The organism is Micromonospora alfalfae, assembly GCF_022230925.1.
Lineage (GTDB): Bacteria > Actinomycetota > Actinomycetes > Mycobacteriales > Micromonosporaceae > Micromonospora > Micromonospora alfalfae.
This window is the reverse complement of sequence record NZ_JAKKFH010000016.1, coordinates 57,581-82,600: the sequence shown is the minus strand read 5'-3', so window position 1 is coordinate 82,600 and position 25,020 is coordinate 57,581. Positions and strand designations below refer to the sequence as shown.

Sequence of the window (25,020 nt, the reverse complement as noted above, 5' to 3'; positions counted from 1 at the left end):
GTCAGCCGACGTGGCAGGTCAGGTCGGCGTCGACGTGGTCGTGCACGTACCGGCCGGCGTGGGTGGCGATCAGGTCGAGCACGTACCCGACGTCGTCGACTGTGGTTTCCGGGTTGAGCAGTGTGAACTTCAGGAAGTGCCGGCCGTCCACCCGGGTCCCGGCGACCACTGCGAGACCGGACGCCGCGAGGGCCTCCCGGGCGTGCAGGTTGGCGGCGTCGGCCAACTCCCGGCCGGGGCCGGTGGGCAGGTAACGGAACACCACAGTGCTCAGCTCCGAGCGCGTCACCACCTCGAAGCGCGGGTCCTCGCTGACCAGCTGCCAGGCGTCGGCGGCCCGGTCGACGACCTCGTCGAAGAGCCCGCCGAGCGCGTCCGGGCCCATCACCCGCAGGGTGAGCCATAGCTTCAGCGCGTCGAAGCGGCGGGTGGTCTGCAAGCTCTTGTCGACCTGGTTGGGGATGCGCTGCTCCACCATCCGGGCCGGGTTGAGGTAGTCGGCGTGGTAGGTGGCGTGCCGCAACGTCCGCCGGTCGCGGACCAGCAGCGCGCTGGAGCTGACCGGCTGGAAGAACGACTTGTGGAAGTCCACTGTCACCGAGTCGGCACGCTCGATGCCGTCGAGCAGGTGCCGGCGCGTCGGTGAGACGAGCAGACCGCACCCGTACGCGGCGTCCACGTGCAGCCAGACGTCGGCTGCCGCGCAGATCCCGGCCAGCTCCGTGAGCGGGTCGATCGAGCCGAAGTCTGTGGTGCCTGCGGTGCCGACGACGGCCATCACCACGAGCCCGGCCTGACGGCACCGCACGATCTCCGCACTGACCGCGGCCGCGCTGATCCGTCGCCGGGTGTCGGTGGCCACCGCGATGACCGCGTCCGGGGAGAGGCCGAGCAGCTTGGCCGACTTCTGCACGCTGAAGTGACCGGCAGCGGAGGTGATCACGCGCAGCCGGGGCAGCAGTTCCGCCCGCGCCGCCGGGCCGATGGCGTCGCCGCACGCCTCCTCCCGGGCCAACAGCAGCGCCTGGAGGTTGGACTGGCTGCCGCCGCTGGTGAAGATCCCGTCCGGATGCGGACCGAGTCCGATCCGCTCGGCTGTCCAGTCGATCAGCCGGCGCTCGATGAGGGTGGCCCCGGCGCTCTGGTCCCAGGTGTCCAGCGAGGAGTTCACGGCGGTCAGCACCGACTCGCCGAGCAGCGCCGGGATGGCCACCGGGCAGTTGAGGTGGGCCAGGTAGCGGGGGTGGTGGAACCAGACGGCGTCGCGCAGGTAGACGTCCTCCAGCTCGTCGAGGGCGGCGCCGGCGTCGCCCAGCGGACGGTCCAGGTCCACCCGGTCGACAAGCGGGGCCAGTTCGGCCGGCGTGATTCCGGTACCGGGACGGTCCACCGTGGCCACCCGACGGGCGACCCGGTCGACGCCGTCGGCGATCGTCCGGCGGTACTGCTCGACCGAGCCGCCATGCAGCAGCTGGGCCCGCGCGGCGGTTGACGCCGGTGGCGGCGTGGTGGTCTCGACTGGGTACGTCGGCACGGTCACGGAATGTCCTTCCACGTTCTCCACGAGGGCAGCCGGAACCCACCCCGGGCGCGGCGATGCGCCTCGGGATGTGGTTTCCGTCAGCTGACCTTCTCTGCGTTCCGGATGGCGGTGGCGAGGTTCTCCAACAGCGGCGCGGAGCCGGCGTACGAGAAGCGGGGCACCGCGTCCCACGGGCTCACCTGGTTGGCCCTGACCGCCGGCAGTTGCTGCCAGGTCGGCTTGGCGGTGAGGTCCTTGGCCTGCAGGGCGGTGCTGCGGTTGTCGAGCAGGATCAGGTCGGCTGGGAACTTGCCGGCGCTCTCCCAGCTCAGCGCCTCGAAGTAGTCGCCGGCTTCGAGCTTGGTGGGGACCACGATGTCGACGCCCAACTCGGCGAAGTACATCAGGTCGGTGCTGACCTTCGGGTTGGAGACGTAGAAGAGGTCGGGGCTGCCGGAGCAGGCCATAACCTTGATCCCGGGGTTGGCCTTGACCGCCTGCCGGACCGCCTCGGCGGCGGCGTCGAAGCGGGCCTTTCCGTCGGTGACCTTCTTCGCGGACAGGTCCGCGCCGAGCGACTCGGCCAGCGCCGCGTACCGCTCGATGGGCTTGGTCATCGGCACCCGGGCGGTGGTGATCGCCACACTGGGCGCCAGCGGGAGGATCTTGGCCTTGCTCTCGTCCGGCACGTACCAGAGCGCGTCCGGGTCGTACATGTGGGTGACAAGCAGTTCGGGGCGCAGCGCCGCGTACTTCTCCAGGCTGAACTCGCCCCACACATTGCCGAGGATCTCGACGCCCTCGACGTTCAGGTCACCGGCTTGCGGCTCGGCGGTGCCGTCGGCGCGTTTGGTCTCACCGAACACGCCCACGAGCTGCTTGTCGAGACCGAAATCGATCAGTGCCGCCGCCACGCCGGTGAAGGCCACCACGCGGGTCGGACGGGCCGCCGCTGCCACCTTCGTGCCCCGGTCGTCGGTGAACGACCAGGGGCCGTTTCCGTTGCCTGCGGCGGGTTTCGCGGCGTCGTCAGTGCCACAGGCGGCGAGCAGGGTGGCCAGTGTGGCAGCGCCACCGGCGGCCAGCAGGCCACGGCGGGAGAGGCGGCGGGCGGACAGGGCATCGGGCATGGTGTTGTCTTTCGATCAAGGGTTGGCCGGGGTCGACCAGGGCAGCGGGGTTAGGTTAGCCTAACCTCGGTCATTGTCAACAGCGGTACGCCGTGTCGCCACCACCCCGGAGCCCACACTGGACGCCACACCCACAGTCACCCGACCGGCACCACCCGTGCCGGTCAGGGAAGCGGCCGCACCCCCGAGCCGGCGTGGCCGTCGGGCGGCCCGCGCCGCCGGGCTGGTCACCGCCGTGGCACTGCTCGCGGTGATCGTGGTGCTCAGCATCGCGGTCGGCGCGAAGGCCATGCCGCTCGCCGACGTCTGGTCCGGGTTGCTGCACCGCGACGCCACCGAGTACGCGGTGGTGCACCGGATGCGCCTGCCCCGCACCCTGCTCGGGCTGCTCGCCGGCACCGCCCTCGGTGTGGCGGGCGCGGTCATGCAGGCCCTCACCCGCAACCCACTCGCCGACCCCGGGCTACTCGGCATCAACGCCGGCGCGTCCGCGGCCGTCGCCACCGCCGCCGCGTTCCTGGGCGTCACCGCCGTCGGCGGGTACGTCTGGTTCGCGCTGCTCGGCGCGGCGGCGGTGACCGCGCTCGTCTACGCCGTCGGCGGCGGACGCGGCGCCACACCGGCCCGACTCGCGCTGGCCGGAGCCGCGCTCAACGCCACCCTCTACTCCTACGTGAGCGCGGTGATGCTGCTGGACACCGCGTCGCTGGAGCGGCTGCGCTTCTGGACCGTCGGCTCGCTGGCCAGCGCGGACTCCGCGACCGTCACCAGGGTGCTGCCGTTCATCCTCATCGGGCTGCTGGTCGCGCTCGGTGCCGCCCGTCCGCTGAACGCACTGGCGCTCGGCGACGACGCGGCGCGAGCCCTCGGCGCTCGACCCGCGCTGATCCGCGCCGCCGTCATCGTCGCCGTCACCCTGCTCTGCGGCGCGGCGACCGCCGCGTGCGGGCCGATCGTCTTCGTCGGTCTGCTCGTGCCGCACCTGGTCCGTGCCCTGACCGGCCCGGACCTGCGCTGGCTGCTTCCGTACTGCGCGGTGCTCGCACCCGCGTTGCTGCTCGGCGCCGACGTGCTCGGCCGGGTGCTGGGCCGCCCCGGAGAACTCCAGGTAGGCATGGTGACCGCCGTGCTGGGCGGCCCGCTCTTCCTGTGGCTGGTCAGCCGCCGACCGGTGGCGCAACCGTGACAGTTCTGCGTACTTCATGGGGGTTGTCGCTGCGGTTCCGACCCCGCGCGTTGGGCGTCGGTGCCGGCGCGGCGGTGCTCGCGGCCGGCTTCGGTCTGGTGGCCCTGGGCAGTGGTGACTACCCGATGGGGCCGGCCGACGTGCTACGCACGCTGACCGGCGGTGGCACCGTGGCGGAGCAGTTCATCGTGCTCGAACTGCGCCTGCCCCGGCTGGTCACCGCAGTGTTGGTCGGCGCGGCGTTGGCTCTCGCCGGCACGGTGTTCCAGTCGCTGGTGCGCAACCCGTTGGGCAGCCCGGACATTCTGGGCTTCACCCAGGGCGCGTCGACCGGCGCGCTGGTGGTGGTCGTCCTCGGTGGCAGCAGCCTGGCGTTGGCCGGCGCGGCGGTCGTCGGTGGCCTCGGCACCGGTCTGGTGATCTACGCGCTCGCCTGGCGGCGCGGAGTGCACGGCTACCGGCTCATCCTGGTCGGCATCGGGGTGGCCGCGATCCTGACCGGCGTCAACGGCTACCTGCTGACCCGGGCGCCCCTGATGGAAGCCGCCCGCGCGGTGCTCTGGCTCACCGGCAGCCTGGACGGACGGGGCTGGGCAAACGCCGGGCCGCTGCTCGCCGTCCTGGTCCTGTTGGCGCCGCTGGTGCTCGTCGGCTGCGCTCCGGCGCTGCGGATGATGGAGCTGGGCGACGACGCGGCCAGCGCCCTGGGGGTGCCGGTACGCCGGCTGCGCCTGGTACTGCTCGCTGCCGCCGTGCTGCTGGTCTCGTTCGCGGCGGCCGCCGCCGGGCCGGTGTCCTTCGTGGCGCTCGTCGCCCCGCACGTGGCGAAACGACTGACCCGGGCCCCGGGTCCGAACCTGCTGCCGTCCATGGCCGTCGGCGCGGCGCTGCTGGTCGGGGCCGACCTTGCGGCGCAGCGCGCGTTCGCCGGGCACCAACTCCCGGTCGGCGTGGTCACCGGCGTGATCGGCGGCGGTTACCTGGTCTGGCTGCTGGCGATGGAACGTCGGGCCGGCCGGCTGTGAACACCAGTGACGCCCTCGAAGGAGCACCCATGCGACCCGGCGATTCCCGACTCGGCGGCACCGCGCTGACCCTCGCCTACGACCAGCGCACCATCGCCGAGAACCTGACAGTGGCGGTGCCCGACAGGTCCTTCACGGTGATCATCGGCCCGAACGCGTGCGGCAAGTCGACGCTGCTGCGCGCGCTGTCCCGGATGCTGCGCCCCAGCGCCGGTGCGGTGCTGCTGGACGGACGCGACATTCACGATCTGCCGGCCCGCACCGTGGCCCGGACACTCGGCCTGCTGCCGCAGTCGTCGATCGCACCGGACGGCATCAGCGTCGCCGAACTGGTCGCCCGGGGTCGCTACCCCCACCAGGGGCTGCTGCGGCAGTGGTCCCGCGAGGACGAACGGGTGGTCGAGGAGTCGATGGCCGCGACCGGTGTCGACGACCTCGCCGACCGGGCGGTGGACGAACTGTCCGGCGGGCAGCGGCAACGGGTCTGGATCGCCATGGCACTGGCCCAGCAGACGCCCCTGCTGCTGCTCGACGAGCCGACCACGTACCTCGACATCGCCCACCAGATCGAGATCCTGGACCTCTGCGCCCGGTTGCACGAGGAGCAGGGCCGCACCCTTGTCGCGGTGCTGCACGACCTGAACCACGCGGCCCGCTACGCCACCCACCTGATCGCCATGCGCGACGGACGGGTGGTGGCCGCCGGGGAGCCGGCGTCGGTGGTCACCGCCGACCTGGTGGCGGAGGTGTTCGGGCTGCCCTGCCGGGTGATCGACGACCCGGAGACGGGCACCCCGCTGGTCGTCCCCGCGGCCCGACGCCGGGCCACCACCCTGGCACCGGAGCCGGCGTGAGCGAGCGCAGCGCCCGGCGTTTCCGTGACCCGTGGGGAGTTCCGCACCTGCGGGCCGACGACCCGCTCGCCCTCGCCACGGCACAGGGCCGGGTGACCGCGTACGACCGGGCCTGGCAGATCGAGGTGGAACGGCACCGCGCCCAGGGCACCAGCGCGGCGTTCCTCGGCCCCGACGCGCTCGGCTGGGACCGCTTCGTCCGGCAGGTCCGGCTCGACGACACCGCACGCCGCTGCCACGCGGCACTGGACCCGGCGACCGCCGAGTGGGTGGGCGCCTACGTGGACGGCGTCAACGCCAGCCTCGCCGCCGGGGCGGCCCGGTCACCGGAGTTCGCCGCCACCGGGCTGCGCCCGGGTCGGTGGGAGCCGTGGACGCCACTCGCGGTCTGGCTGGGCCACCACATCCTGTTCGCCGGGTTCCCCGGCAAGCTCTGGCGCGAGCACGTGGCGCAGCGGCTCGGGCCGGACGCGGTCGACAGGTTCGCCACCGACGGGCCCGCCGTGGCCGGCAGCAACGGGTGGCTGCTCGCCACCGAGCGCACCGGCACCGGGGCGGCGCTGCTCGCCGGCGATCCGCACCGGTTCATCGAGGATCCCGGCGTCTACCAGCAGATCCGGCTGGCCTGCCCGGAGTACGACGTGGTCGGGTTGGCGGTGCCGGGTGTGCCGGGCATCGCGCACTTCGGGCACACCGGTCAGGTGGCCTGGGCGATCACCAACGCGATGGCCGACTACCAGGACGTGTACGCGGAGCGGCTGCGCCGCGACGGCCCCCGGGTGCAGGCGCTCGGCCCGGACGGCTGGCGACCGGCGCACCGCCACGTCGAAACGATCGAGGTGGCTGGGGCCGACCCGGTCGAGGTCGAGGTGGTGGAGACCGATCGTGGTCCGGTGATCGCCGGTGGGCCGGACGACGAGAGTGCCGTCAGCCTGCGCTACCCGCCCCGGGTCCGGGGTGACCTCGGTTTCGCGACGCTGCCGGAGCTGCTGCGCGCCCGGACCGTGGCCGATGTCGACCACGCCCTGCGGCACTGGGTGGAGCCGGTCAACGTGGTGCAGGCGGCGGACACCGCCGGAGGGCTGTTGCACCGGGTCGCCGGCGCGGTGCCGGTACGGCACCCGGAAAACGGTCGGCGGGTGGTCCCCGGATGGGACACCGCGTACGCCTGGCAGGGCTGGCACGCGCCGATGCCCAGCGCCGAGGTGGTCGGTAGGTCGGTGATGGCCAACGAGCGCGGGCTGGCGGCACCGCTCGGTGTGGAGTTCGCCCCACCGCACCGGGCGCATCGCATCGCCGAGCTGCTCGACGCCCGTTCGGCCTGGACGGCCGACGAGATGGCCTCGGTGCACACCGACACGTACCTGGGCGCGGCCGGGCCGCTGCTGGCGGTCCTCGCCGAGTCGACGGGGCTCGGTCCGGCCGCCGCCGCGCTGCGTGAACGGCTGCTGCGCTGGGACCGCCGGATGGCCGCCGACAGCACGGACGCGGCGGCCTACGCCATCCTGCGGGCGGCTGTCGTACGTCGGATCGCCGCCCACCCGGCGCTGGCCGCGCTGGCCGAGTCGCCCGCGTACCCCGAGGTGTTCGCGCCCTGGCTGGCGCTGACGCCGCGGGTCGGTCACGCGCTGGAGCACCTGCTCGGCGCGACCCCGATGCCCGGTGTGGACATCGCCGCGCTGGTGGGCGCGGCGGCCGAGGAGGTCGCCGACGCGGCAGCCCGGCAGGTGCCCTGGGGGGACCTGCACCGGCTGGCGCCGTGGCGGGCCCTGCCCGGCTCGGACACCGGGCCCGGCCCCCGGCTCGACGGTGACCACGACTGCGTGTTGGCCACCTCCAGCGTGCCCGGGGTCACCCACTGGTGCTTCCGGGGGCCGGCGGCGCGCTTCGTCTGGGACCTGGCCCACCGCTCGGACAGCCGCTGGGTGGTCCCCCTGGGCACCTGCGGGGTGCCCGGCGACAGGCACCACGACGACCAGAGCGCCGCCTGGCTGGCCGGCGACCTGCTGCCGGTCATCACGGACTGGGACCAGCTCGCCGAGGAACGGGGCTGACGGCACCGGCCGCCGCCGGGGTGCGCGAGGCACCCCGAGCGACGGCCGGCCGCAGTGCTGTCAGCGCAGGCCGAACGCCCGGCTGATGCTCTGACTCACGGTGTTGCCGGCGTTGTCCCGCGCCGTGGCGCGCAGGCTCACGAAACCGGCCTTCGCCGGCGCGGCCAGTGAGGTACGCCAGCCGTCGCCGTGCCGGGTCAGCCGCTGCTTCTGCCAGGTCGCCCCGTCGTCGTAGGACACCTCGACGGTCACCGCGTTGATGGTGCCGGTGACGCCGGGCAGGTGGGAGGCGACAACTGTCAGCGGCGCCCGCCGCGACGCAGTGCCGGCGGAGTCGATGGCCACCTGGTAGTCCAGCTGGATCATCGGCAGCGCCTCGGCCGACTCCTCCCCGGTGACCGCCGAGTGGAAACCCCACTCGGTGCGGGTCTGCCGGGAGTACGGGTTGGTCCACGCGGCCCTGTCGTTCTCCACCACAAGCCGGTACGGCAGTCGCTGAGACGCCAGCCCGGAGACCTGGAGGTACTCGGCGTTGCCCCAGTTCAGCTCCTTGTCGCCCTGGTAGAGGGTGGTCCGGTTGACCATGTCGTAGTTCGCGTACGCCTCACCGATGTGACCGCCCCCGTCGCCCCACCCGGGCGCGGGCAGGTAGACGGTGTCCAGGTACCGGACCGGCACGTAGCTGCCGCCCATCCGGGGTCGCTGGATCGGCCCGAACCAGGTGACGGTGCTCGGCTTGCCGGCGGGGTACGTGGTCGCCGCCATCAGGTGCTGCCCGGTCTCGCCGGCGATGAACGCGTCGTCGATCCACAGTTGGTCGGCGCTCACCCAGTCGGTGCGTCGGCCCTGCGCCGGGGCCGGTTCCTGGTTGCTCGACGCCCAGCCGCGCCAGACGTCGGTGCGGAACTCCAGCGCCTTGCCCTGCCGGTAGTTGCGGAACTCCACGTCGACCCGGGCCAACTGCCGCTTCGTGGGCCGGTAGGTGGGGTCGGCCGGCACCGTGCCGGTCCAGTGGTGCGCCACGTCGTACAGGTAGTCGGTCTGCGGGTGCGACTCGACGGTGAGCCGCACCGCGCCCCGCTCCAGCGCGGCGATGAGCTGCCCACCCTCGTCGGCGCCGAGGGTGGCGACGGTAACCGGGGCCGGGCTCTCCGGGCTCCACGCGAACTCGTCCCAGGGCTGGAGCCGACCGACACCGTCGTTGACCACGAGCAGCAGCTTCGCGCCGGCCGCCGCGGCGGCCTGCGCCTGGGTGGCGATGTCCACACTGTCACTGCGGCGTACCACTACGGCCCGGTCCCGGACCGGACGCTTGGCCAGCCCCGCCGCCGACGCGTCGGCGACGTAGACCGCGTCCAGCTGGCGACGACCGGCCGGCAGCGCCGGGGTCGCCCGCTTCACCAACAGATCGTCGTACGAGCGACCGCCCGCCGAAACGGTCAGGGCCGGCTGCTCCAGCCGCCACCGGGCACCGAACTCGAACTCGCCGTCGGTCACGGGACGGCTCGTCGGCAACGCCCACATGCTGTCGTACGAGTCGTCGGGCAGCACCTGACTCTCGGTGAGACCGTTCTTCGTGGACCGGTGGATGTCCATCCGCAGCGCGCTGGCGGTGGCCTCCTGCGGCACCCGGGCCTGCACCTGTCGGGCGGCGCGCGCGTCCAGGGTGACGGTGCGGTCGCGGTCCAGGTTCACGTCGGTGAAGCTGAGCATCGCCATGCCCTTGGAGTGCGGTCCGTGCGCGCCGCGCACGTCCGCGGAGATCCAACCGTTCCAGCTTCCCACCGGCAGCCGCAGCGTGGCGGTGCCGCTCTCGGGCAGGTCCACGGCGGTGAAGAGGGTGTCGGCGGTGAGGATGACCTTGCCGACGAGCGGCTTGCCGTCCCGATCCTTGGCGACAAGCGTCAGGTTCTGCCGCTGACCCTCCTTGCCGGCCCCGATCAGGGTGCGGCCACGCACCGCACCGGTGTCGTCGGTGGCGACGACCATGCCGCTGACCTGCTTCTCCACCGGCAGCTTGTCGTACTCGGCGGTCACCGTCACGGTGGCGGTGCCGCCCGCGGGCACTGTGACCCGGTCGGCGGAGAGCGCGAACAGTCCGGCCGGCGCGGTGCCCGCATCGACTGCCAGCTTCAGGGCCACCGGCGCGCTGCCGAGGTTGGTGTAGGTGACAGTACGGTCGACGGTAGCGCCCGGCTGCTGCGGCCACGCCTGGAAACCGGAGTAGGCACTCGGGGTGGCGAAGACCGTGGCGTGCGCGGCGGCGACCGCGTCGACCCGACCGGCACCCGCCTGGTACGGGGTGTACTCGGGGGTGGCCTTGACCGTGCTGACCAGCGCTTCCTTGATCCGCTGACCGGTCCAGTCCGGGTGCGCGGCGGCGACCAGCGCGGCCGTGCCGGCAACGTGCGGGGTGGCCATCGACGTGCCGCTCATCAGCGTGTAGTCACCGGCGCCGCCCCGCACGAGGTGCGAGCGGGCCGCCAGGATGTCCACGCCGGGGGCGGTGATCTCGGGCTTGAGCCCGCCGTCGCCGGCGCGTGGCCCCTGGCTGGAGAAGTCGGCGAGGTGGTCGGTGCTGTCGACGGCACCGACGGTGAGCGCGGAGTTGGCCGCACCCGGGCTGCCGATGCTCGCCGGGCCGCTGTTGCCGGCGGCGATCACGAAGAGGGCACCGGTCTCGGCGCTGAGCCGGTCGACCGCCTGGCTCATCGGGTCGCTGCCGTCGGTGGACTCGCCACCCAGGCTCATGCTGACCACCCGGGCCTTCTGCTCCCGGGCCGCCCACTCCATGCCGGCGATGATCCAGGAGTCCTGCCCGCTGCCCTCGCTGTTGAGCACCTTGCCGATGTGCAGCCGGGCACCGGGGGCCACACCCCGCTCGGCGCCACCGGACGCGGCGCCGGTGCCCGCGATCGTCGAGGCGACATGCGTGCCGTGGCCCTTGTAGTCGAGGATGTCGGGCTCCTCGGGCACGAAGCTGCTGGACTCGGCGATCTGACCGACGAGATCAGGGTGTTCGGCGTCCGCACCCGAGTCGAGCACCGCGACGTCGACACCGGAGGCGGTGTTGCCCTCGGCCCACAGCTTCGGCGCGCCGATCTGCGCTGTCGACTCGGCCAGGTCGGCGTGCACCCGACCGTCCAACCAGACCTTGGCGATGCCGCCTGCCAGGGTCGGGGCGTCACCCGTACGCCGGGTCGAACCGGCGGTCAGCGCGGTCCAGAACCGGTCGGCGGTGGCCCGCTGGCGGGTCAGCGCCGCGCCCTGCACGCTGTCCAACTGGCGGACCAGTTTGGCGCCGTCCACGGCGGGGCGGGTGCGGTTGCGGGCCGCCGCGTCGGTCATCGTGACGATCAACGGAAGCGCGTCGGTGTGCGCGTCGTCGTAACCGTCGGCGATGAGGTCGGTGACGTTGAACAGTTGCCGGTCCAACACGCCGCTGGTCACATAGGACAGCGCGGCGTCCGGGTAGACGTAGGTGTCGCCGTCGCGCACGGTGCGGTGGAAGCTCGGGGTGCTGCCGTCCGGCCGGCGCACCGTCGACACCGTGCTGCCGTCCGCCGCTGTGGTGACGGTGACCGTGTCACCGGTGATCAGGGTGACGGTGGACGCGCGCCCGGCGGTGGCCGGGGGTTGACCCGCCGGGCGGTCGGGGTTGTTCGGCGGGGCGGCGCCCGCTCCCGTGCCGGGTGGTGTGAACCCGGCCGCCAGGGTGAGGGCGGCGCCGAGGGCGATCAGCCCGGATCGGCGACGCCGGTGAGACAGAGCCACGATGACCTCTTTGTGTCGAGAAGTGGTACGCACCACAGCATCGACGCAGACCCCACCCCAACCCCGCCCCCAACCCCGACGCACTTACGCCATGGCACAACCCCGCCACGACCCCGCCTCCTCCCCGCGCGCCACCACCCACCTCGCGCGCCGATCTTGCACTTTGTGTCGCGACCAACGTGGCGAATCAGGACGCATCGGCGACCGTAAGTGCAAGATCGGCGGGGCGGGGGGCGGGGCGGGGCCGGGGCCGGGGCGGGGGCGGGGCGGGGCGGGGGCGGGGCGGGGCGGGGCGGGTTAGAGGGCGGGGCGGGTTAGCTTGGCTAGGGCGTCGAGTTGGGTGGGGTCGGAGAGGGCGGAGCCGACGGCCACCACACGTACACCTGCTTGCAGGAACGCGCCGGCGTTGCTGGCGTCGAGGCCGCCGGTGGCGACGAAGCGCAACTGTGGCAACGGACCGGCGACGGCCTTGAACCAGGCCGGCCCGAGGGAGATCGCGGGGAACGCCTTGAGCCAGGTGAGGCCGTGCCGCAGTGCCTGCTGGGCCTCGGTCGGGGTGGCCACACCGGGCAGGTGCGGCAGGCCACGCGCGGCGGCGGCGTCGGCGACCGCGAGGTCCAGGCCGGGCGCGACGGTGAACCGGGCGCCCGCGTCGGCCGCCGCGGCGACCTGTTCGACGTCGAGCACGGTGCCGGCGCCGACGATCCGATCGCGCTCGGCGCCCGCCTCGACGGCGGCCCGCAGCGCCGGCACCGCGTCGGCGGTGGCCACCGGCACCTCCACCACGTCGATGCCGAGATCCCAGGCACGCTCGGCGAGCCGAACGGTTTCGGCGACCGGCAGGCCGCGCAGGATCGCCATCACCCGGGCGCCGCCGAAGATGTGGTCGAAGTCCGGTGTGGTCATGGTGCACTCCATCCGAGGTCGCGGTGGGACTGTTGCTGCTGGTCGGGTCGCAACCCGACGACCCGACTCAGGTCGTCGCGCCCGGGTCGGTCAGGTCGAGTGGCGACCAGGCGTCGGCGGGGGCGTCGAGGAGTTTCTCGAACCAGGCCCACTGCGGGACCGGGGCGTTGTCGCCGCTGCTGGTCAACGCCTGCGCCGCGACGAGGTGACCGAGGCGCAAACGCCGCACCGGGTCGAGGCCGCGTAGCAGCCCGGCCAGGTAGCCGGCGGCGAAGGCGTCTCCGGCGCCGACCGGCTCCACCACAGTCACCCGGGGCGCGGGCACGAAGACCGGTTCGGCGTCGCGGACCAGTGCGGTGGCGCCCACCGCGCCGTCCTTGACCACAACCGTCTCCGGATCGGGCAACAGCTCGCGTACGGCCGTCGGGTCGGTGGTGCCCCACAGGGTCTCCGCCTCGTCCTGCCCGACGAAGACGAGGTCGCAGCGGTTGGCGAGGTCGCGCAGCACCGGCGCGGCCTGCTCGGCGGGCCACAGCCGGGCCCGGTGGTTGACGTCGAAACTGACCAACGCCTGCGCCAGCGGCCGGTCGGTCACCGCGTGCTCGACCAGCGCCCGGCAGGACGCGGACAGCGCCGGGGTGATTCCGGACAGGTGCAGCACCTGGGCACCGGCCAACGCCGGGTCGGCCAGCGTGGCGGGGTCCATCCGGGCGGCCGCCGACCCGGCCCGGTAGTAGTGCACGGCGGTCCCCTCCGGGCCAGGGTCCTTGACGTACAGGCCGGTGGGGGCGGCCGGGTCCACGCACACCTGGTCGACGCGGACGCCGGCGGCGGCGACGTGCCGGATGACGGCCCGGCCGAAGGGGTCGTCGCCGACCCGGCTCACCCAGGTCGTCAGGTGTCCCAGGCGGGCCAGGTAACCGGCCACGTTGGACTCGGCCCCGCCGACCGAGACGGCGACCCGCTCGGCGTGCTCCAGCGGCTCACCCGGCGCGGGGCAGAGCACCACCATCGTCTCCCCCACGGCGGCCACCTCGATCGACGGGAGGCCTGCCGGAACACTCGGCCGGTCAGGTCGGGGGGCGGTCGGCATCGGGCACACGTCCTCGCGGCGGGGGTGCTGGGCGTCGCCGAGCCTAGGTGTCCCGCGCGGGACGGGCAACCCGTCGTACGTCACACCTCTACGCTCAGGGCAACGTCAGCCCGTACGCGGCCAGCACCTCAGCGATCGGCTGGTAGTAGGTGGTGCCACCGGCGGTGCAGTTGCCGGTGCCACCGGAGAGGATGCCGAGGATCCTGCCCGTGGAGGCCACGTAGAGCGGTCCGCCACTGTCCCCCGGCTCGGCGCAGATGTTGGTGCGGATCAGGCCGTAGATCACCCCGGTGGCGTAGTTGACCGTCTGGTTGAGGCCGGTGACGGTGCCGCAGCGCACGCCGGTGGTGCTGCCGCTGCGGCACACCGCCTGACCGATGTACGCGTTGCCGGGGCCGTTGATGGTCAGCAGGCCGGGGTAGGTGTAGACCGCGCTCGGGTGGGCGATCCGGCCGGTGTAGCGGATCAGCCCGTAGTCGTTGGTGGGGTAGCTGGTGGCGGTGCGGGTGCCGAGCACTGTGGTCTGGGCGCTGTCGGCGTACCAGGTGGCGGCGGCGGTGGTGCAGTGCCCGGCGGTGATCACGTAGTAGGTGCTGCCGCTGCGGGCGTTCGCGCCGAGCGAGCAACGCGCGCCACCGCCGCCGTAGATGCTCTGCCCCCCGGCGATCAGGGGGCGCAGCGTTCCGGGTTCGCGGCGCAGCAGCACGCCGGCCCGGTCGGTCACCGCCCGCAGTGCGGCCAGTTCGCTCGGGGTCACGGTGTCGTCGACGGTGAGGGTCATCCGGCCGGTGGCGGGGTCCAGACCCCAGGCGGTGCCCGTGGTGCGTACCCCGGTCAGCGTGGCCGTCGGGTCGGCGGCGGGCGCGGCGGCCCGGTCGGGGACGGCGGCCTGCGCCGCGCCGGGCGCGACGAGCAGCAGGGTGGTCAGGACGAGGGCGGCCAGTGGGGAGCGGCGCATCCGAACCTCCGAAGAGATCGAGATTAATGGATGCAGAAAAGCATCGCCCGGTGCCCGACGTCGTGGCAACCTCCGGCCGCCCTCTTCCCCGACCGGCGGGAATCGCCGATCCGGGGACGACCCGTGCCGGGGCCGCCGATAATTCCTCGGGAGACGCGGCGGGAGGCCAGGCATGACCACCAAAGGGAATGCGGCGCTGGTACGTCGGCGGGACCAGTCGACCCGGGCGACACTGCTGGAGTTGCTCTTCGACGTGGTCTTCGTGGCCGCCCTCGCACTGACATCGAAACTGCTGTCCGAAGAGCTCTCCTGGTCCGGCGGCGCGAAGCTGCTGCTGATGCTGACCGCCGTCTGGTGGACGTGGTCGGTCACCACGACCACCACCGAGTTCTACGACCCGCAGCAACGCCCGATCCAGGCCATCCTGATGATCGCCATGGTCGGGTCGGTGGGGATGGCGGCATCGCTGCCGATGGTCAGCATCGCGCATCTGCTGCTCTTCGTGATCTCGTACGTCGGCACGCACGTGGTTCGCTGCATCATCCTGGTCACCGCCCTGCACCGGCAGGGGCACCGGACGGCACGGGAACGGGCCACCCGGTTTCTCTTCTGGTTCACGGTGTCCGGCGCCCTCTGGGTCCTCGGCGCGCTGTCAGAGACTCCGAACTGGGGGCTCTGGGCGATCGCCATAACCATCGACCTGGTCGCCGGAGCGACCCGCTACCCCACACCGTGGCTGGGCCGGGTGCCGATAGCGCAGTACGGGCGGACCACCGAGCACCTGGGCGAGCGGTACCAACAGTTCATCATCCTGGCCCTCGGCGACATCATCCTGTTGCCGACGCTACAGGTCAGCCGGGGCCATCTCGACCACCTCCGGCTCGTCTCCCTGCTCTGCGCCTTCGCCACGATGCTGCTGCTCTGGCAGATCTACGTCTTCCGCGCCGGCGAGTTGCTGGTGGCGGCCGGGTCCCACGGGGGCCGGGCAACGCGACTGGCCCCGTTCACCCATCTGGTCATGCTGGCCGGCGTAGCCGGCACTGCCGCCACCTTCGACCTGGTCGTCACCAGGCCGACCGGAACGACGCCGGTGCCGTGGCTCGTCCTGATCATCGCCGGCCCGACGCTCTTCGTGGTCGGCCGCGTCCTCTTCACCCTGGTGGTGTCGTGGGTCATGCCGTGGCGGCGAGTTGCCTGGCAGTTCCTGCCGCTGCTGGTGCTGCCGTGGGCCGGCGGTTGGCCGCCGGTGCTGGTAGCCACGATCGTGGCGCTCGGGTTGGCCGGTCACATCCTGTTTCCCGGAGCAGCCCGGGAGACCACGCCCGGCCTGCGGCTGCGGCAATCCGACGACTGACCCCCGCTTGTTCGGCCGACGTGTCGACCGGTGCTCGCCGTGGGAGCCTCCAGCCGCCTTCCCCGGGCGGCGGGAATCGCCGATCCGGGGACGGGCCGCGCCGGCGCCGCCGATAATTTTCGGAGACACGGCGGGAGGCCGGGCATGACCACCGGAGGCACCGCGGCACTGGTACGCCGGCCGGACGGTTCCACGCGGGCCACGCTGCTGGAGTTGCTCTTCGACGTGGTCTTCGTGGCCTCGCTCGCGCTGACCTCGACCCTGCTCGCGAACGTCCACAACTGGTCCGGCGCGGCGATGGTCCTGCTGATGCTGACAGCGATCTGGTGGACCTGGTCGGTCACCTCCACCACCACCGAGTTCTACGACCCGCAGCAGCGCCCCATCCAGACCATCCTGATGGTCGCCATGGTCGGTTCGGTGGGGATGGCGGCATCGTTGCCGATGGTCTCCGACGGGCACGCGATGGTTTTCGCGATCTCCTACGTCGGCACGCACGTGATCCGCGGCGTCATCCTGGTGACGACGTTGTACCGGAAGCGACATCGGTTGGCCATGGTCCGGGCCACCCGGTTCTTCTTCTGGTTCGTGGTGTCCGGCGTCTTCTGGGTCACCGGCGCGGTGTCCGGCACTGTGAACTGGGCCCTCTGGACCATCGCCATCATGATCGACCTGATCTCCGCGGCGGCCCGCTACCCCACGCCCTGGCTGGGCCGGGTGCCGTTCGAACAGTACGAGCGAACCACAGCACATCTGGGCGAGCGGTACCAGCAGTTCATCATCCTGGCCCTCGGCGACATCATCCTGGTTCCCACGCTGCAGGTCAGCCGGGGCCCGCTGGCCGGGCTCCGGGTCAGCGCGCTGTTCTGCGCGTTCGCCATCATGCTGCTGCTCTGGCAGATCTACGTCTTCCGCGCCGGCGAGCTGCTGGAGGCCGGGGCCGGGCCGAAGTCGGGCCGGCCAGCGCGAGTGGCTCCGTACACCCATCTGGTGATGCTCGCCGGGGTCGTCGCCACGGCGGCCTCGTTCGACCTGGTCGTCACCCGGCCGACCGGCACCACGCCGGTGGGGTGGCTGTTACTGATCCTGGGCGGCCCGGCGCTGTTCGTGATCGGCCGCGCCCTGTTCACCCTGCTGGTGTCCAGGCTCCTGCCGTGGCGGCGAATGCTCTGCCTCCCCCTGCCGCTGCTGACGCTGCCGTGGGCCGGCCGTTGGCCGCCGCTGCTGGTCACCACAGTCGTGGCGCTCACGTTGGCGGCGCACATCCTGATTCCCGGAGCGGCCCGGGAGACCACACCGGACCTGCGGCTGCGGCAACCCGACGACTGACCCGCCAGGCTCAGCCGAAGTATCGACCGGCCCAGTCGGCCAGGTCCCGGGCGCACGCGTCCACCGACTCCTGCCAGGTCCGGGCCGCGCCCTCCCCCGCCTCGTCGCTGACCTGCTTGACCAGCCGGCACGGCACGCCGGCCTGCGCCGCAGCCCAGGCCACCGCGTACCCCTCCATGTCGACCAGGTCGGCGCGCTGCGCCAACCGGTCCCGCTCCGCGTCGTCGGCCACGAAGGTGTCACCGGTGGCCAGCACCGCGCCCTCGGCGGCCAGCGACAGCGGCGCCCCGTAGGTCTCGCCGGTGAGCGTGCGCAGCAGGTCGGTGTCCAGGTCGTGCTGGAGAACTGTGGCGACCTCGTGGATGCCGGCCCAGCCGGGACGCAACGCGCCCGCCGTACCCAGGTTGAGCAGCAGGGTGGGGCGCGGCCCGGCGGCCAGCACCGCTGCCACCGCGCTGGCGGCGTTCACCTTGCCCATGCCGGTGAGCAGGACCGGCAGCTCGGGCGGCAGGTAGCGGGCCTCCTCCCCCACGGCAAGAACCACCAACGGACGATCGGCGCGGACCGTACCTCGAAGATTCACCGGAGCATCGTACGAGCCGACCGGTGGGCAGTTGACGTCAGTCGTCGGAGAAGCGGTACAGCACGAAGTCCTTCTCCGCGCCGCAGGCGATCACGTGGGTGTTCCACGAGCAGGACGAGCTGCGCACGTCCTTCAGCTCACCCAACTCGTCGACCTCCCCGGACTCGGCCCACACCCCGGCCAGCACCCGGTTGTCAGCGACCACGCTGGGCGCCTTGGCGAAGACCAGCAAATTGCCGGCGTCCAGACGGACAGCCACCCCGCCCCGGTCCCGCAGCACCGGCTCGCCGGCGGCGTCGAAGACGGTGACCGTCGGCTCCGGCAACTCCCGCTGGGCGAGCACCTGCTCACCCAACGGGACCAGGCCGGTCACGCCCGGCGCCGACCACCTGATCATGCGCTCGCCCTCGGTGGCCGCGACCACCTCGGTGCGCGCGACGTCATTGTCCGGCACCTGCAACAGGCAGGCCCGCCGCTCACCGCAGGCGACCAGCTCCTTCGGGCGGAACGCGTCGTTGCCGGAACGGTGCAGCACCACCGGCTCGGCGTCGGAGCCCAGGTCGTACGAGAGCAGCTGGTAACCACCCTCGTTGGCGGCCACGTACAGGCGGTCCTCGTGGGCGACCACCAGGTCGTCGAGGTCGGCGACGCTGCCCCACTGGCGCAGCACCGCGCCGGACGCCATGTCGAGCAGCCGCACCGACCGGTCCGCACCCACCTGCACCAGTCGCCGCCCCTTGCTCACCCACGGGTTGCGGGGCGTGCCGTCGAGGAAGGCCGGCCCGCCCGCCGCCGCGTCGGTGCCGACCGGCCGGACCACGGTACGGCCACCGACGTACTGGCCGCGGGGGTTGGGCTGCTTCCACTTCGCCGAGCCGTTGGTCAGGCGCAGGCCGACCAGTTCGTCAGCGGCCCGGTCCACCACCACCGCCGTGTCGTCGCTGAAGTAGACGTCGTCGTCACCACGCAGAACGCGTTGCCAGCGCTGCTCGCCGCTACGACCGTCGAGGACGGCCAGCGGTCGGGGGGTGCTGTCGCCCGGTGCGTCGGCGAGGACCGCCACCGCCCCGGGGACGGCGATGATCGCCTCCCAGTCGTCGGCCCGCACGTCGGTCTGCTCGCGCCACACCTCGCGGCCGTTGCCCGCGTCGACGGCCACCACCTCGAGCCGGTCGTCGGGCAGCGGAAACGCCAGGTAGGCCCGGTCGTCGAGCACCGCAGTCCACATGCCGACCGGCCGTTCGGCGCCGGCCGACAGCCGGGACAGCTCGCGCAGCGAGGCGAACTCCAGATCCGGGTAGCGGTCCCGGGTCAGGTAGAGCGTCGCCGCGGTGGCCACCCCGGCCAGGGCCAGCACCGCGCCGAGCACCACCCAGCGCGCCCTCCGCCAGCGGGTCGCACCGACAGGTGGCGTCGGGGTGGCGCCAGCCAGGCCCGGCCCGGGGGGCGGGCCCGCCGGCGGGGTGGATCCCGGCCAGGGCTGCGACGGTACCACCGGCGCGGGCGCTCCGGCCGGGGCCGGCGGGCTCACCGGAGCAGGCGCGGGTGGTGCGAGTGGCGATCCCGCGTACGCCGGGGCGGGCAGCGGCTTGCGCAGCGGCAGGTCGGTCAGGGCGCCCTCGGCCACCGGCAACTCGGGCTGGTCCAGCACCGTCGGCGCGATCCCCAGCTCGGCGTGCAGCATGCGGGCCACCAGCGGGATTCGCGACGACCCGCCCACGAGGAACAGCCCGTCGAGCTGATCGGGGCGCAGCCCGGCGGCGGCGATGACCTCCCGGGCCCGCTGCACCGCCCGGCGCAGCAGCGGTGTGGCCACCCGCTCGACGTCCGCCCGGGTCAGCTGGATCGTCTCGGCCACTCCCGGCATCGCCACCGGGGCGACAGCAGACCGGGACAGGGTCTCCTTCGCACCACGTACCTCGTCCCAGAGCCGGACCTGGTCGCGGCGCTGTGCCGGATCCACCGGCCGGGTGAGCCGGGCCCACTGCGCGGCGTGCCGCTCCCCGACCAACTCACCGACCCGCCGCACCAACGCGGCGTCGAGGTCCAGGCCGCCCAGGTCGGGCAGGCCACCGTCGGCGACCACGCTGAAGCCGGAGTCCCCCCAGGGGTCGGCGCCCTCGTTGCGCAGCACCGCGACGTCGAGCGTCCCGCCACCGAAGTCGAAGACCGCTATCGCCCCGCCGACCGGCACCGGACGGTGCAGCACCTGCGTGTAGTAGCGGGCGGCGGCCACCGGCTCCCGCAGCAACCGGGTGCCCGGCGGCGTCGGCCCGGCCAGGGTGTGCTCGGCCGCCTGCGGCCAGCCCGCCCGCAGCAGCGCGTCGGCGAGGACCTGCCGCCGCGTCGCGTCCCAGGCGGCCGGGCAGGTCACCACGGCCGGCGGCAGGAAACCCACAGCGCCCACCGCCGCGCGGCCGACCGTCGCCAGCACCGCGGCGAGCAGGTCGGCCGGCGGGTACGCGCGGTCGCCGAGCTGCACTGTCGGCTCGTCCACCCGACGCTTCGGGTTCGCCTCGAACCGGGCCGGGTCGGCCTGCGCCAACCGGCGCGCGTCCCAGCCGGTGTGCAGGGTGCCGTCCGGGTCGGCGTAGACAGCGGACGGACTGAGCGGTTGACCGTCCATCAGCAGCGGACGGGTCCGCCCGTCCGGCCAGCGCAGCACCGCGACCGTGTTGGACGTACCGAGGTCGATGCCGAGAGCGAAACCCTCGTGCTGGCCTGCCATTGCCCGATACCTCCGCCGCGACGAGGGGAACTCGACCCCGCATCGTACGCAGGCCCCGCCGCACTGCTGATCACTCGGTCCGGGGTGGTCGACGGCGTCCGATCAGTGGGTGGAGTGGACGCCCACCACCTCGTCCTCGCTGGTCTCCCCGGTCAGCTGGAACCCGAGTTTCAGGTAGAACCGCTCCGGGCCGTCCGGCCCCGGCTTCCAGGTCGTGTAGACGCGGTAGTGCCCACGTTGGCGGGCCTCGTCGCGGACGGCCTGCACCGCGAAGCGGCCATACCCCCGACCCTGGTGCTCGGCGGCGATGTTCAGCCGCCACAGCCCCGAGCGCCTGTCGTCCGGGTGGGCGGGATCCCACACGATGTCGAAGAAGCCCATCAGGAAGCCGACGATCTCGTCATCCTCGACGATCAGACGCGGCCACGCGATCTCGGGCTGCACGTACGCCTCGGCGAGGGACCAGGCGACCGGAGAGGCGAATTTCTCCTGGTCGGGCCGCACGCTCACCCGGCACGCGGCATCCACATTGTCTTGCGTGACCTTCACCAGTCGCGGCACGCCGGCAACCCTACCGAGACGGGCCGCGCAACAGGCCGTCGAGCAGCCCGCGCAGGCCGAACTGGAACCACGCGTCCAGGTCGGTGTCGGGTCTGGTCTGCCCGGCCGCGACCAGCCACTGTCGGTTGCGGGTACGACCGGTCCGTTCCAGCCGGGTGCGGGTCGCCGACCACCAGGCGTGGTAGGTGCTGTCGACGGGATCGCGCCGGATGAGCAGGGCCATGCCCTGGATGTAGCCGCTGAGCGCCAGGTAGGCACGGAACGCCTCGGCCGGGTCGTATCCGGCGCTGCTGAACGCTGCGACCACCCGGTCGACCATGGCGAGTACCGCCGGCCCGGTCGGCGGTCGGTCGGTGGCGAGGATGGCCAGCAGCCAGGGATGGCGGCGGTACATCGCCCACTCGTCCTCGGCCAGCCGTTCGAGCCGTTGTCGAGGATCAGGCGGTAGTGGCGCGGCGCCCGGCGGGCGGGTCGCGGTGATCTGCTCGGCCATGGCGGCGAGGAGGTCGGCCCGGTTCCGGACGTGCCGGTACACGGCGTGGGCGGGCAGGCCGGCGCGTTGGGCGAGGACCCGCAGGGAGACGGCGTCCAGGCCGCCGGCGTCCGCCAGCTCGACAGCGAGGGCGACAAACCGGTGACGCGGGTCGCCGCCGGTCGGCGCGGGCAGGTCCGGCAATCGACGCGGGGTGCTGGTGGGGCCGTGCTCACGACGCCTGCGGTACGCGCGGGCCTGGCAGCGCCGGGAGCAGTAGCGGCGTGGGCGCCCCCGGCCGGCGCCGGCGGGCAGCTCCGCCTCGCACTCGACACACCGGACACTGAGCACGCCGCCTCCAGCCTCGTCACGGCACTGCCAGTGACGAAGGTACTACGGGCGAGCAGCCGGGCCGCCCCGATCGGTCCGTGCGGCGCGGAGCAGCCGGAGCTGACCGATCTCCGCGACGTTCTTCATCAGCTCCGAGTTGACCCAACCGACCGTGTGCGTGACCGTGTGGTCGGTCCCGTCCGGCCAGGGGAACGTCGCGATGCGGTCGAGGTCGCTGTCACCGAGCTGGTCGAGCAGACCCAGCCACTCGGTGCGCAGGCCCCGCAGCCAGACGACACTCGGCTCGCCCGGGCCGGGCCAGACAACGGCCGTGCGCTGCCGGACTGGTCCACCCCGGAGATGGTCCATCGCCACTGTCCACCACCAGCCGACGTGCCAGGTGAGCCAGCCGATCGTCGGCACCGGGACCGGGTCGGGTTCGGTGTCGGCCCAGTCCGGGGTCCACGTGCCGTCGGTGCTCTGCCGCACCGACCAGCAGTGGTCGGCCGGCTCCCAGAGGAAGTCAGCGGCATCGAGTCGCTCAAGGTGGTACTCGAACAGCGACCACGTCAGGTCGAACTGCGAGCGCAGGATGGCCAGGGGCGCTACGGACATCCGGAGATTCTGTCGGGGCACGGCACTGCCGTCCACGAAATAACCCCACCCACCCAGCGGTCGGGGTGATCCCGGGTTGGCGGGTTCCGCGGAAATCGAATCACCCGCCAAACCCATGATCAACCGATAGGGCGGGCAGGGTCGGCCGGGCAGCGGGCGGAGAGGGCGTAACGGAGCAGGACCACGTCACCGATCTGGCGGGCCTCGGCCAGGCGGGCGCGGCGGCCCGGGTGCCAGGGGAAGCGACCCTCGCCGACGAACCGGGGCGCCCGGCCGTCGCCGACGAAGAACGGGGCGACCACCAGGTGCAGTTCGTCGGCGAGACCGGCGGCGAGGAACTGCGCGTGCACCGTCCCGCCGCCCTCCACCATCAACCGCTGAACACCCCGCGCGGCCAGGTCGGTCAGCATCCACCCCGGGTCGACGGGCTCACCCGCGTCGATCACTGTGGCCAGTCGGCCGACCCGCTCCTCGGTCTTCTCCAGCGCGCCCGTGGCGCAGTACACGAGCCGGGCCGAATCACCGGCGGTGAAGAAGCGGGCGGTCGAATCGAGGTCACCCTGGGCGGTCAGGGTGACCTTGGTGGGCGAGGCCGGCCGACCGGCCGCCACCCGCTCGGCCCGTCGACTCGGGGAGCGCACCAGCAGCCGAGGGTCGTCTCGTCGGACGGTGCCGGCGCCGACCAGGATGGCATCGCAGCTGGCCCGGACCGCGTCGACGCGGTCCAGGTCCTCCTCGTTGGACAGCAGTAACCGCTGCTCGGAGGCGTCGTCGATGTACCCGTCGATGGAGGCGGCACAACTCAGCAGCACGTACGGCCGCGCCGGCCCCGGCCGCCAACTCATCGGGAGACGGGCCGCTCAGGAGCACGACCCGCGAGCACATCCGCCGCCTCGACCGCCTCGGCCGCCTCGACCTCCGCCGCCTTGGCCGCCTTGGCAGCCAGGTAGTCGGCGTTGGCCGGCGAGAGGAAGACGCTGGTGAGCACCCGTTCGACAACGTCCACGCCCAGCCGGGTCAACTGCTCGGCCTTGTCCGGGTTGCTGCTCAGCAGTCGAACCCGCGGCACGCCCAACGTGGCCAGCATCTGCGCGGCGGCCGTGTAGTCCCGCTCGTCCTCGCCCCGGCCCAGCGCGACGTTGGCCTGGTAGGTGTCCAACCCGGCGTCCTGCAACGCGTACGCGTCGAGTTTGGCGTACAGGCCGATGCCACGGCCCTCCTGCCGGAGGTAGAGCAGGAAACCGCCGGTCTCGGCGATCCGCTGCACCGCCTCGCGCAGTTGCGGCCCGCAGTCGCAGCGTTGGCTGCCGAACACGTCGCCGGTCAGGCACTCGCTGTGCGGACGGACCAGCGGGGCTGCTCCCCCGGCGGCCAGCCGGTCCAGGGCGCCCGCCCAGTCGCCGAGGCCGAGGGCCAGGTGCTCCCGACCGTCCACCAGGCCCTTGAAGGTGAACACCCGGGCGGTGGTGGTGTAGCCATCCGGAAACGCCAGCGGCACCGTGACCTGCGTGCGGATCGTGGCAACCGGCAATGCTTCGGGCATGGGACTCCTTCGTCCGGCGTCACCGTCGTCCGGCGACGCGTACCGTCTCACAACCGACTCAACATCCGCCGCCGGAGGCGGCTTCCCGGGCGGCGACCGGAGTTCGACGCCGCCGGGCCAGCAGCACGGCGGCCCCGGGCAGGCTGGCCACCAGCACCAGTGCACCGTAGACGGTGGCGGTGGCGACGCCCTCGGCCGCGCTGAGACCGGCTGCACCGAACACCCATGCTGCCACCCCCTCGCGAGGACCGAAGCCGGCCACGTTCAGCGGCAGGCCCATGGCGAGCAGTGCGAGCAGCGTCAACGGCAGCAGTCGGGACAGCGGGGCGTCCGATCCGGCGGTGCGCGCCGCCACCAGGAAGGTGGCCAGGTGACCGGCGACCATCACGGCCGAGGCGACCAGCACACCGAACCAGGTGCGCCGCGCCAGCAGCCCCGACCGCACGTCCGCCACGGCGGTACGCAGCGCCGTCGCCCAACGCGACCCGCCACCGTTGGGAAGGACCCTGGCCACCAGCACGACGACCAACCCGCCGGCGACGAGCAGCGCGGCGGCGACCGGCAGGTACCGCCGTACCGGGGACGGGAAGGCGGCGAGCACCACCAGCGCGACCCCGACCAGGACCACCTGCCCGGCGGCACGCTCCCAGACCACCGCGCGGATGCCCCGGCTCACGTCACCGGCGTCGCGGCCGTGGCGTACCGCCCGGTGCACGTCGCCGAGCATCCCGCCAGGCAGTGTGGCGTTGAGGAACACGGCCCGGTAGCAGTGCGCCACAGCCGTCGCCAGTGGCAGGCGTACGCCGAGGCCGCCGGCGACCAGGCTCCACCGCCACGCCGCGCAGACGGTGGTGAGCACCCCGATGACCAGCGCCGCGGCCAACGCCGGCGCGTCGATCAGTCGCACTCCGGCGAGGAACGGGCCGCTGCCCACCTGCCACAGCAGGACGGCGAGCAGACCCACCCCGCCGACCACTCGTGCCCAGGCCCAGAACATCGGCGC

General features: G+C 73.0%; 20 protein-coding genes. 6 read left to right on the top strand and 14 right to left on the bottom strand.

Going from position 1 to position 25,020, the window contains the following annotated elements; all coding sequences use genetic code 11:
- Nucleotide 1: 1 nt before the first annotated feature.
- Together MED01_RS14870 and MED01_RS14865 are read right to left on the bottom strand one after the other, a co-directional pair.
- A complete protein-coding gene (locus MED01_RS14870; RefSeq protein WP_238669155.1) occupies nt 2-1,540 on the bottom strand; it encodes a pyridoxal phosphate-dependent decarboxylase family protein in 1,539 nt (512 codons plus the stop codon).
- Between the two features lie 80 nt (nt 1,541-1,620).
- On the bottom strand, nt 1,621-2,652 hold the full coding sequence (locus tag MED01_RS14865) for an ABC transporter substrate-binding protein (protein ID WP_238669154.1): 1,032 nt from the start codon (nt 2,650-2,652) through the stop codon (nt 1,621-1,623).
- 73 nt (nt 2,653-2,725) lie between these two features.
- Between MED01_RS14865 and MED01_RS14860 the strand changes: the two genes are divergently transcribed.
- The 4 genes from MED01_RS14860 to MED01_RS14845 are packed head-to-tail and all read left to right on the top strand — an operon-like array spanning nt 2,726 to nt 7,771.
- Nucleotides 2,726-3,838 carry a FecCD family ABC transporter permease gene (locus MED01_RS14860; RefSeq protein ID WP_372493666.1) on the top strand — a complete coding sequence of 371 codons (1,113 nt, stop codon included), beginning with the start codon at nt 2,726-2,728 and terminating at the stop codon, nt 3,836-3,838.
- The gene (locus MED01_RS14855; protein ID WP_238669153.1) at nt 3,835-4,863 is read left to right on the top strand and encodes a FecCD family ABC transporter permease; all 1,029 of its coding nucleotides are present in this window, start codon (nt 3,835-3,837) and stop codon (nt 4,861-4,863) included. The genes MED01_RS14860 and MED01_RS14855 overlap by 4 nt, the downstream gene beginning before the upstream one ends.
- 29 nt (nt 4,864-4,892) lie before the next feature.
- Nucleotides 4,893-5,717, top strand: a complete 825-nt coding sequence (locus tag MED01_RS14850; RefSeq protein WP_238669152.1) for an ABC transporter ATP-binding protein — start codon at nt 4,893-4,895, stop codon at nt 5,715-5,717.
- On the top strand, nt 5,714-7,771 hold the full coding sequence (locus tag MED01_RS14845; protein ID WP_238669151.1) for a penicillin acylase family protein: 2,058 nt from the start codon (nt 5,714-5,716) through the stop codon (nt 7,769-7,771). The genes MED01_RS14850 and MED01_RS14845 overlap by 4 nt, the downstream gene beginning before the upstream one ends.
- A gap of 60 nt (nt 7,772-7,831) precedes the next feature.
- Here MED01_RS14845 and MED01_RS14840 read toward each other — a convergent pair whose 3' ends face one another.
- The 4 genes from MED01_RS14840 to MED01_RS14825 form a co-directional block, all read right to left on the bottom strand.
- Entirely contained in the window at nt 7,832-11,545 is a 3,714-nt protein-coding gene (locus MED01_RS14840) for a S8 family serine peptidase (RefSeq protein WP_238669150.1), read from the bottom strand.
- Between the two features lie 297 nt (nt 11,546-11,842).
- On the bottom strand, nt 11,843-12,451 hold the full coding sequence (locus tag MED01_RS14835; RefSeq protein ID WP_238669149.1) for a bifunctional 4-hydroxy-2-oxoglutarate aldolase/2-dehydro-3-deoxy-phosphogluconate aldolase: 609 nt from the start codon (nt 12,449-12,451) through the stop codon (nt 11,843-11,845).
- A 67-nt stretch (nt 12,452-12,518) separates the two neighbouring features.
- Nucleotides 12,519-13,475 carry a sugar kinase gene (locus MED01_RS14830; RefSeq protein WP_238669148.1) on the bottom strand — a complete coding sequence of 319 codons (957 nt, stop codon included), beginning with the start codon at nt 13,473-13,475 and terminating at the stop codon, nt 12,519-12,521.
- A gap of 163 nt (nt 13,476-13,638) precedes the next feature.
- Nucleotides 13,639-14,502: a S1 family peptidase gene (locus MED01_RS14825; RefSeq protein WP_238669147.1), complete on the bottom strand. Its 864-nt coding sequence runs from the start codon at nt 14,500-14,502 to the stop codon at nt 13,639-13,641.
- 172 nt (nt 14,503-14,674) lie between these two features.
- On the opposite strand from MED01_RS14825, the gene MED01_RS14820 reads away from it, so the two are divergent.
- Together MED01_RS14820 and MED01_RS14815 are read left to right on the top strand one after the other, a co-directional pair.
- Nucleotides 14,675-15,856 carry a low temperature requirement protein A gene (locus MED01_RS14820; RefSeq protein ID WP_238669146.1) on the top strand — a complete coding sequence of 394 codons (1,182 nt, stop codon included), beginning with the start codon at nt 14,675-14,677 and terminating at the stop codon, nt 15,854-15,856.
- Nucleotides 15,857-16,000: 144 nt separating this feature from the next.
- Nucleotides 16,001-17,185 (top strand): low temperature requirement protein A, encoded by a 1,185-nt coding sequence (locus MED01_RS14815; protein WP_238669145.1) that lies wholly within the window; start codon nt 16,001-16,003, stop codon nt 17,183-17,185.
- Between the two features lie 10 nt (nt 17,186-17,195).
- Here the strand turns inward: MED01_RS14815 and MED01_RS14810 are convergent, their stop codons facing one another.
- From MED01_RS14810 to MED01_RS14775, 8 genes are all read right to left on the bottom strand, one after another.
- Nucleotides 17,196-17,768 carry a nucleosidase gene (locus MED01_RS14810; protein WP_238669144.1) on the bottom strand — a complete coding sequence of 191 codons (573 nt, stop codon included), beginning with the start codon at nt 17,766-17,768 and terminating at the stop codon, nt 17,196-17,198.
- Nucleotides 17,769-17,805: 37 nt separating this feature from the next.
- Nucleotides 17,806-20,496, bottom strand: coding sequence for an Hsp70 family protein (locus tag MED01_RS14805; RefSeq protein ID WP_238669143.1), 2,691 nt, complete (start codon nt 20,494-20,496; stop codon nt 17,806-17,808).
- 102 nt (nt 20,497-20,598) lie between these two features.
- Nucleotides 20,599-21,057 carry a GNAT family N-acetyltransferase gene (locus MED01_RS14800; RefSeq protein WP_238669142.1) on the bottom strand — a complete coding sequence of 153 codons (459 nt, stop codon included), beginning with the start codon at nt 21,055-21,057 and terminating at the stop codon, nt 20,599-20,601.
- A gap of 10 nt (nt 21,058-21,067) precedes the next feature.
- A complete protein-coding gene (locus tag MED01_RS14795; protein WP_238669141.1) occupies nt 21,068-21,880 on the bottom strand; it encodes a TetR/AcrR family transcriptional regulator in 813 nt (270 codons plus the stop codon).
- Nucleotides 21,881-21,922: 42 nt separating this feature from the next.
- Nucleotides 21,923-22,474 carry a DinB family protein gene (locus MED01_RS14790; RefSeq protein WP_238669140.1) on the bottom strand — a complete coding sequence of 184 codons (552 nt, stop codon included), beginning with the start codon at nt 22,472-22,474 and terminating at the stop codon, nt 21,923-21,925.
- A gap of 119 nt (nt 22,475-22,593) precedes the next feature.
- On the bottom strand, nt 22,594-23,319 hold the full coding sequence (locus MED01_RS14785; protein ID WP_238669139.1) for a RibD family protein: 726 nt from the start codon (nt 23,317-23,319) through the stop codon (nt 22,594-22,596).
- Nucleotides 23,316-24,017: a GTP cyclohydrolase II gene (locus MED01_RS14780; protein ID WP_238669138.1), complete on the bottom strand. Its 702-nt coding sequence runs from the start codon at nt 24,015-24,017 to the stop codon at nt 23,316-23,318. Before MED01_RS14780 ends, MED01_RS14785 begins: the two co-directional genes overlap by 4 nt.
- 58 nt (nt 24,018-24,075) lie before the next feature.
- A complete protein-coding gene (locus MED01_RS14775; RefSeq protein ID WP_238669137.1) occupies nt 24,076-25,014 on the bottom strand; it encodes a lysylphosphatidylglycerol synthase transmembrane domain-containing protein in 939 nt (312 codons plus the stop codon).
- Nucleotides 25,015-25,020 lie beyond the last annotated feature (6 nt).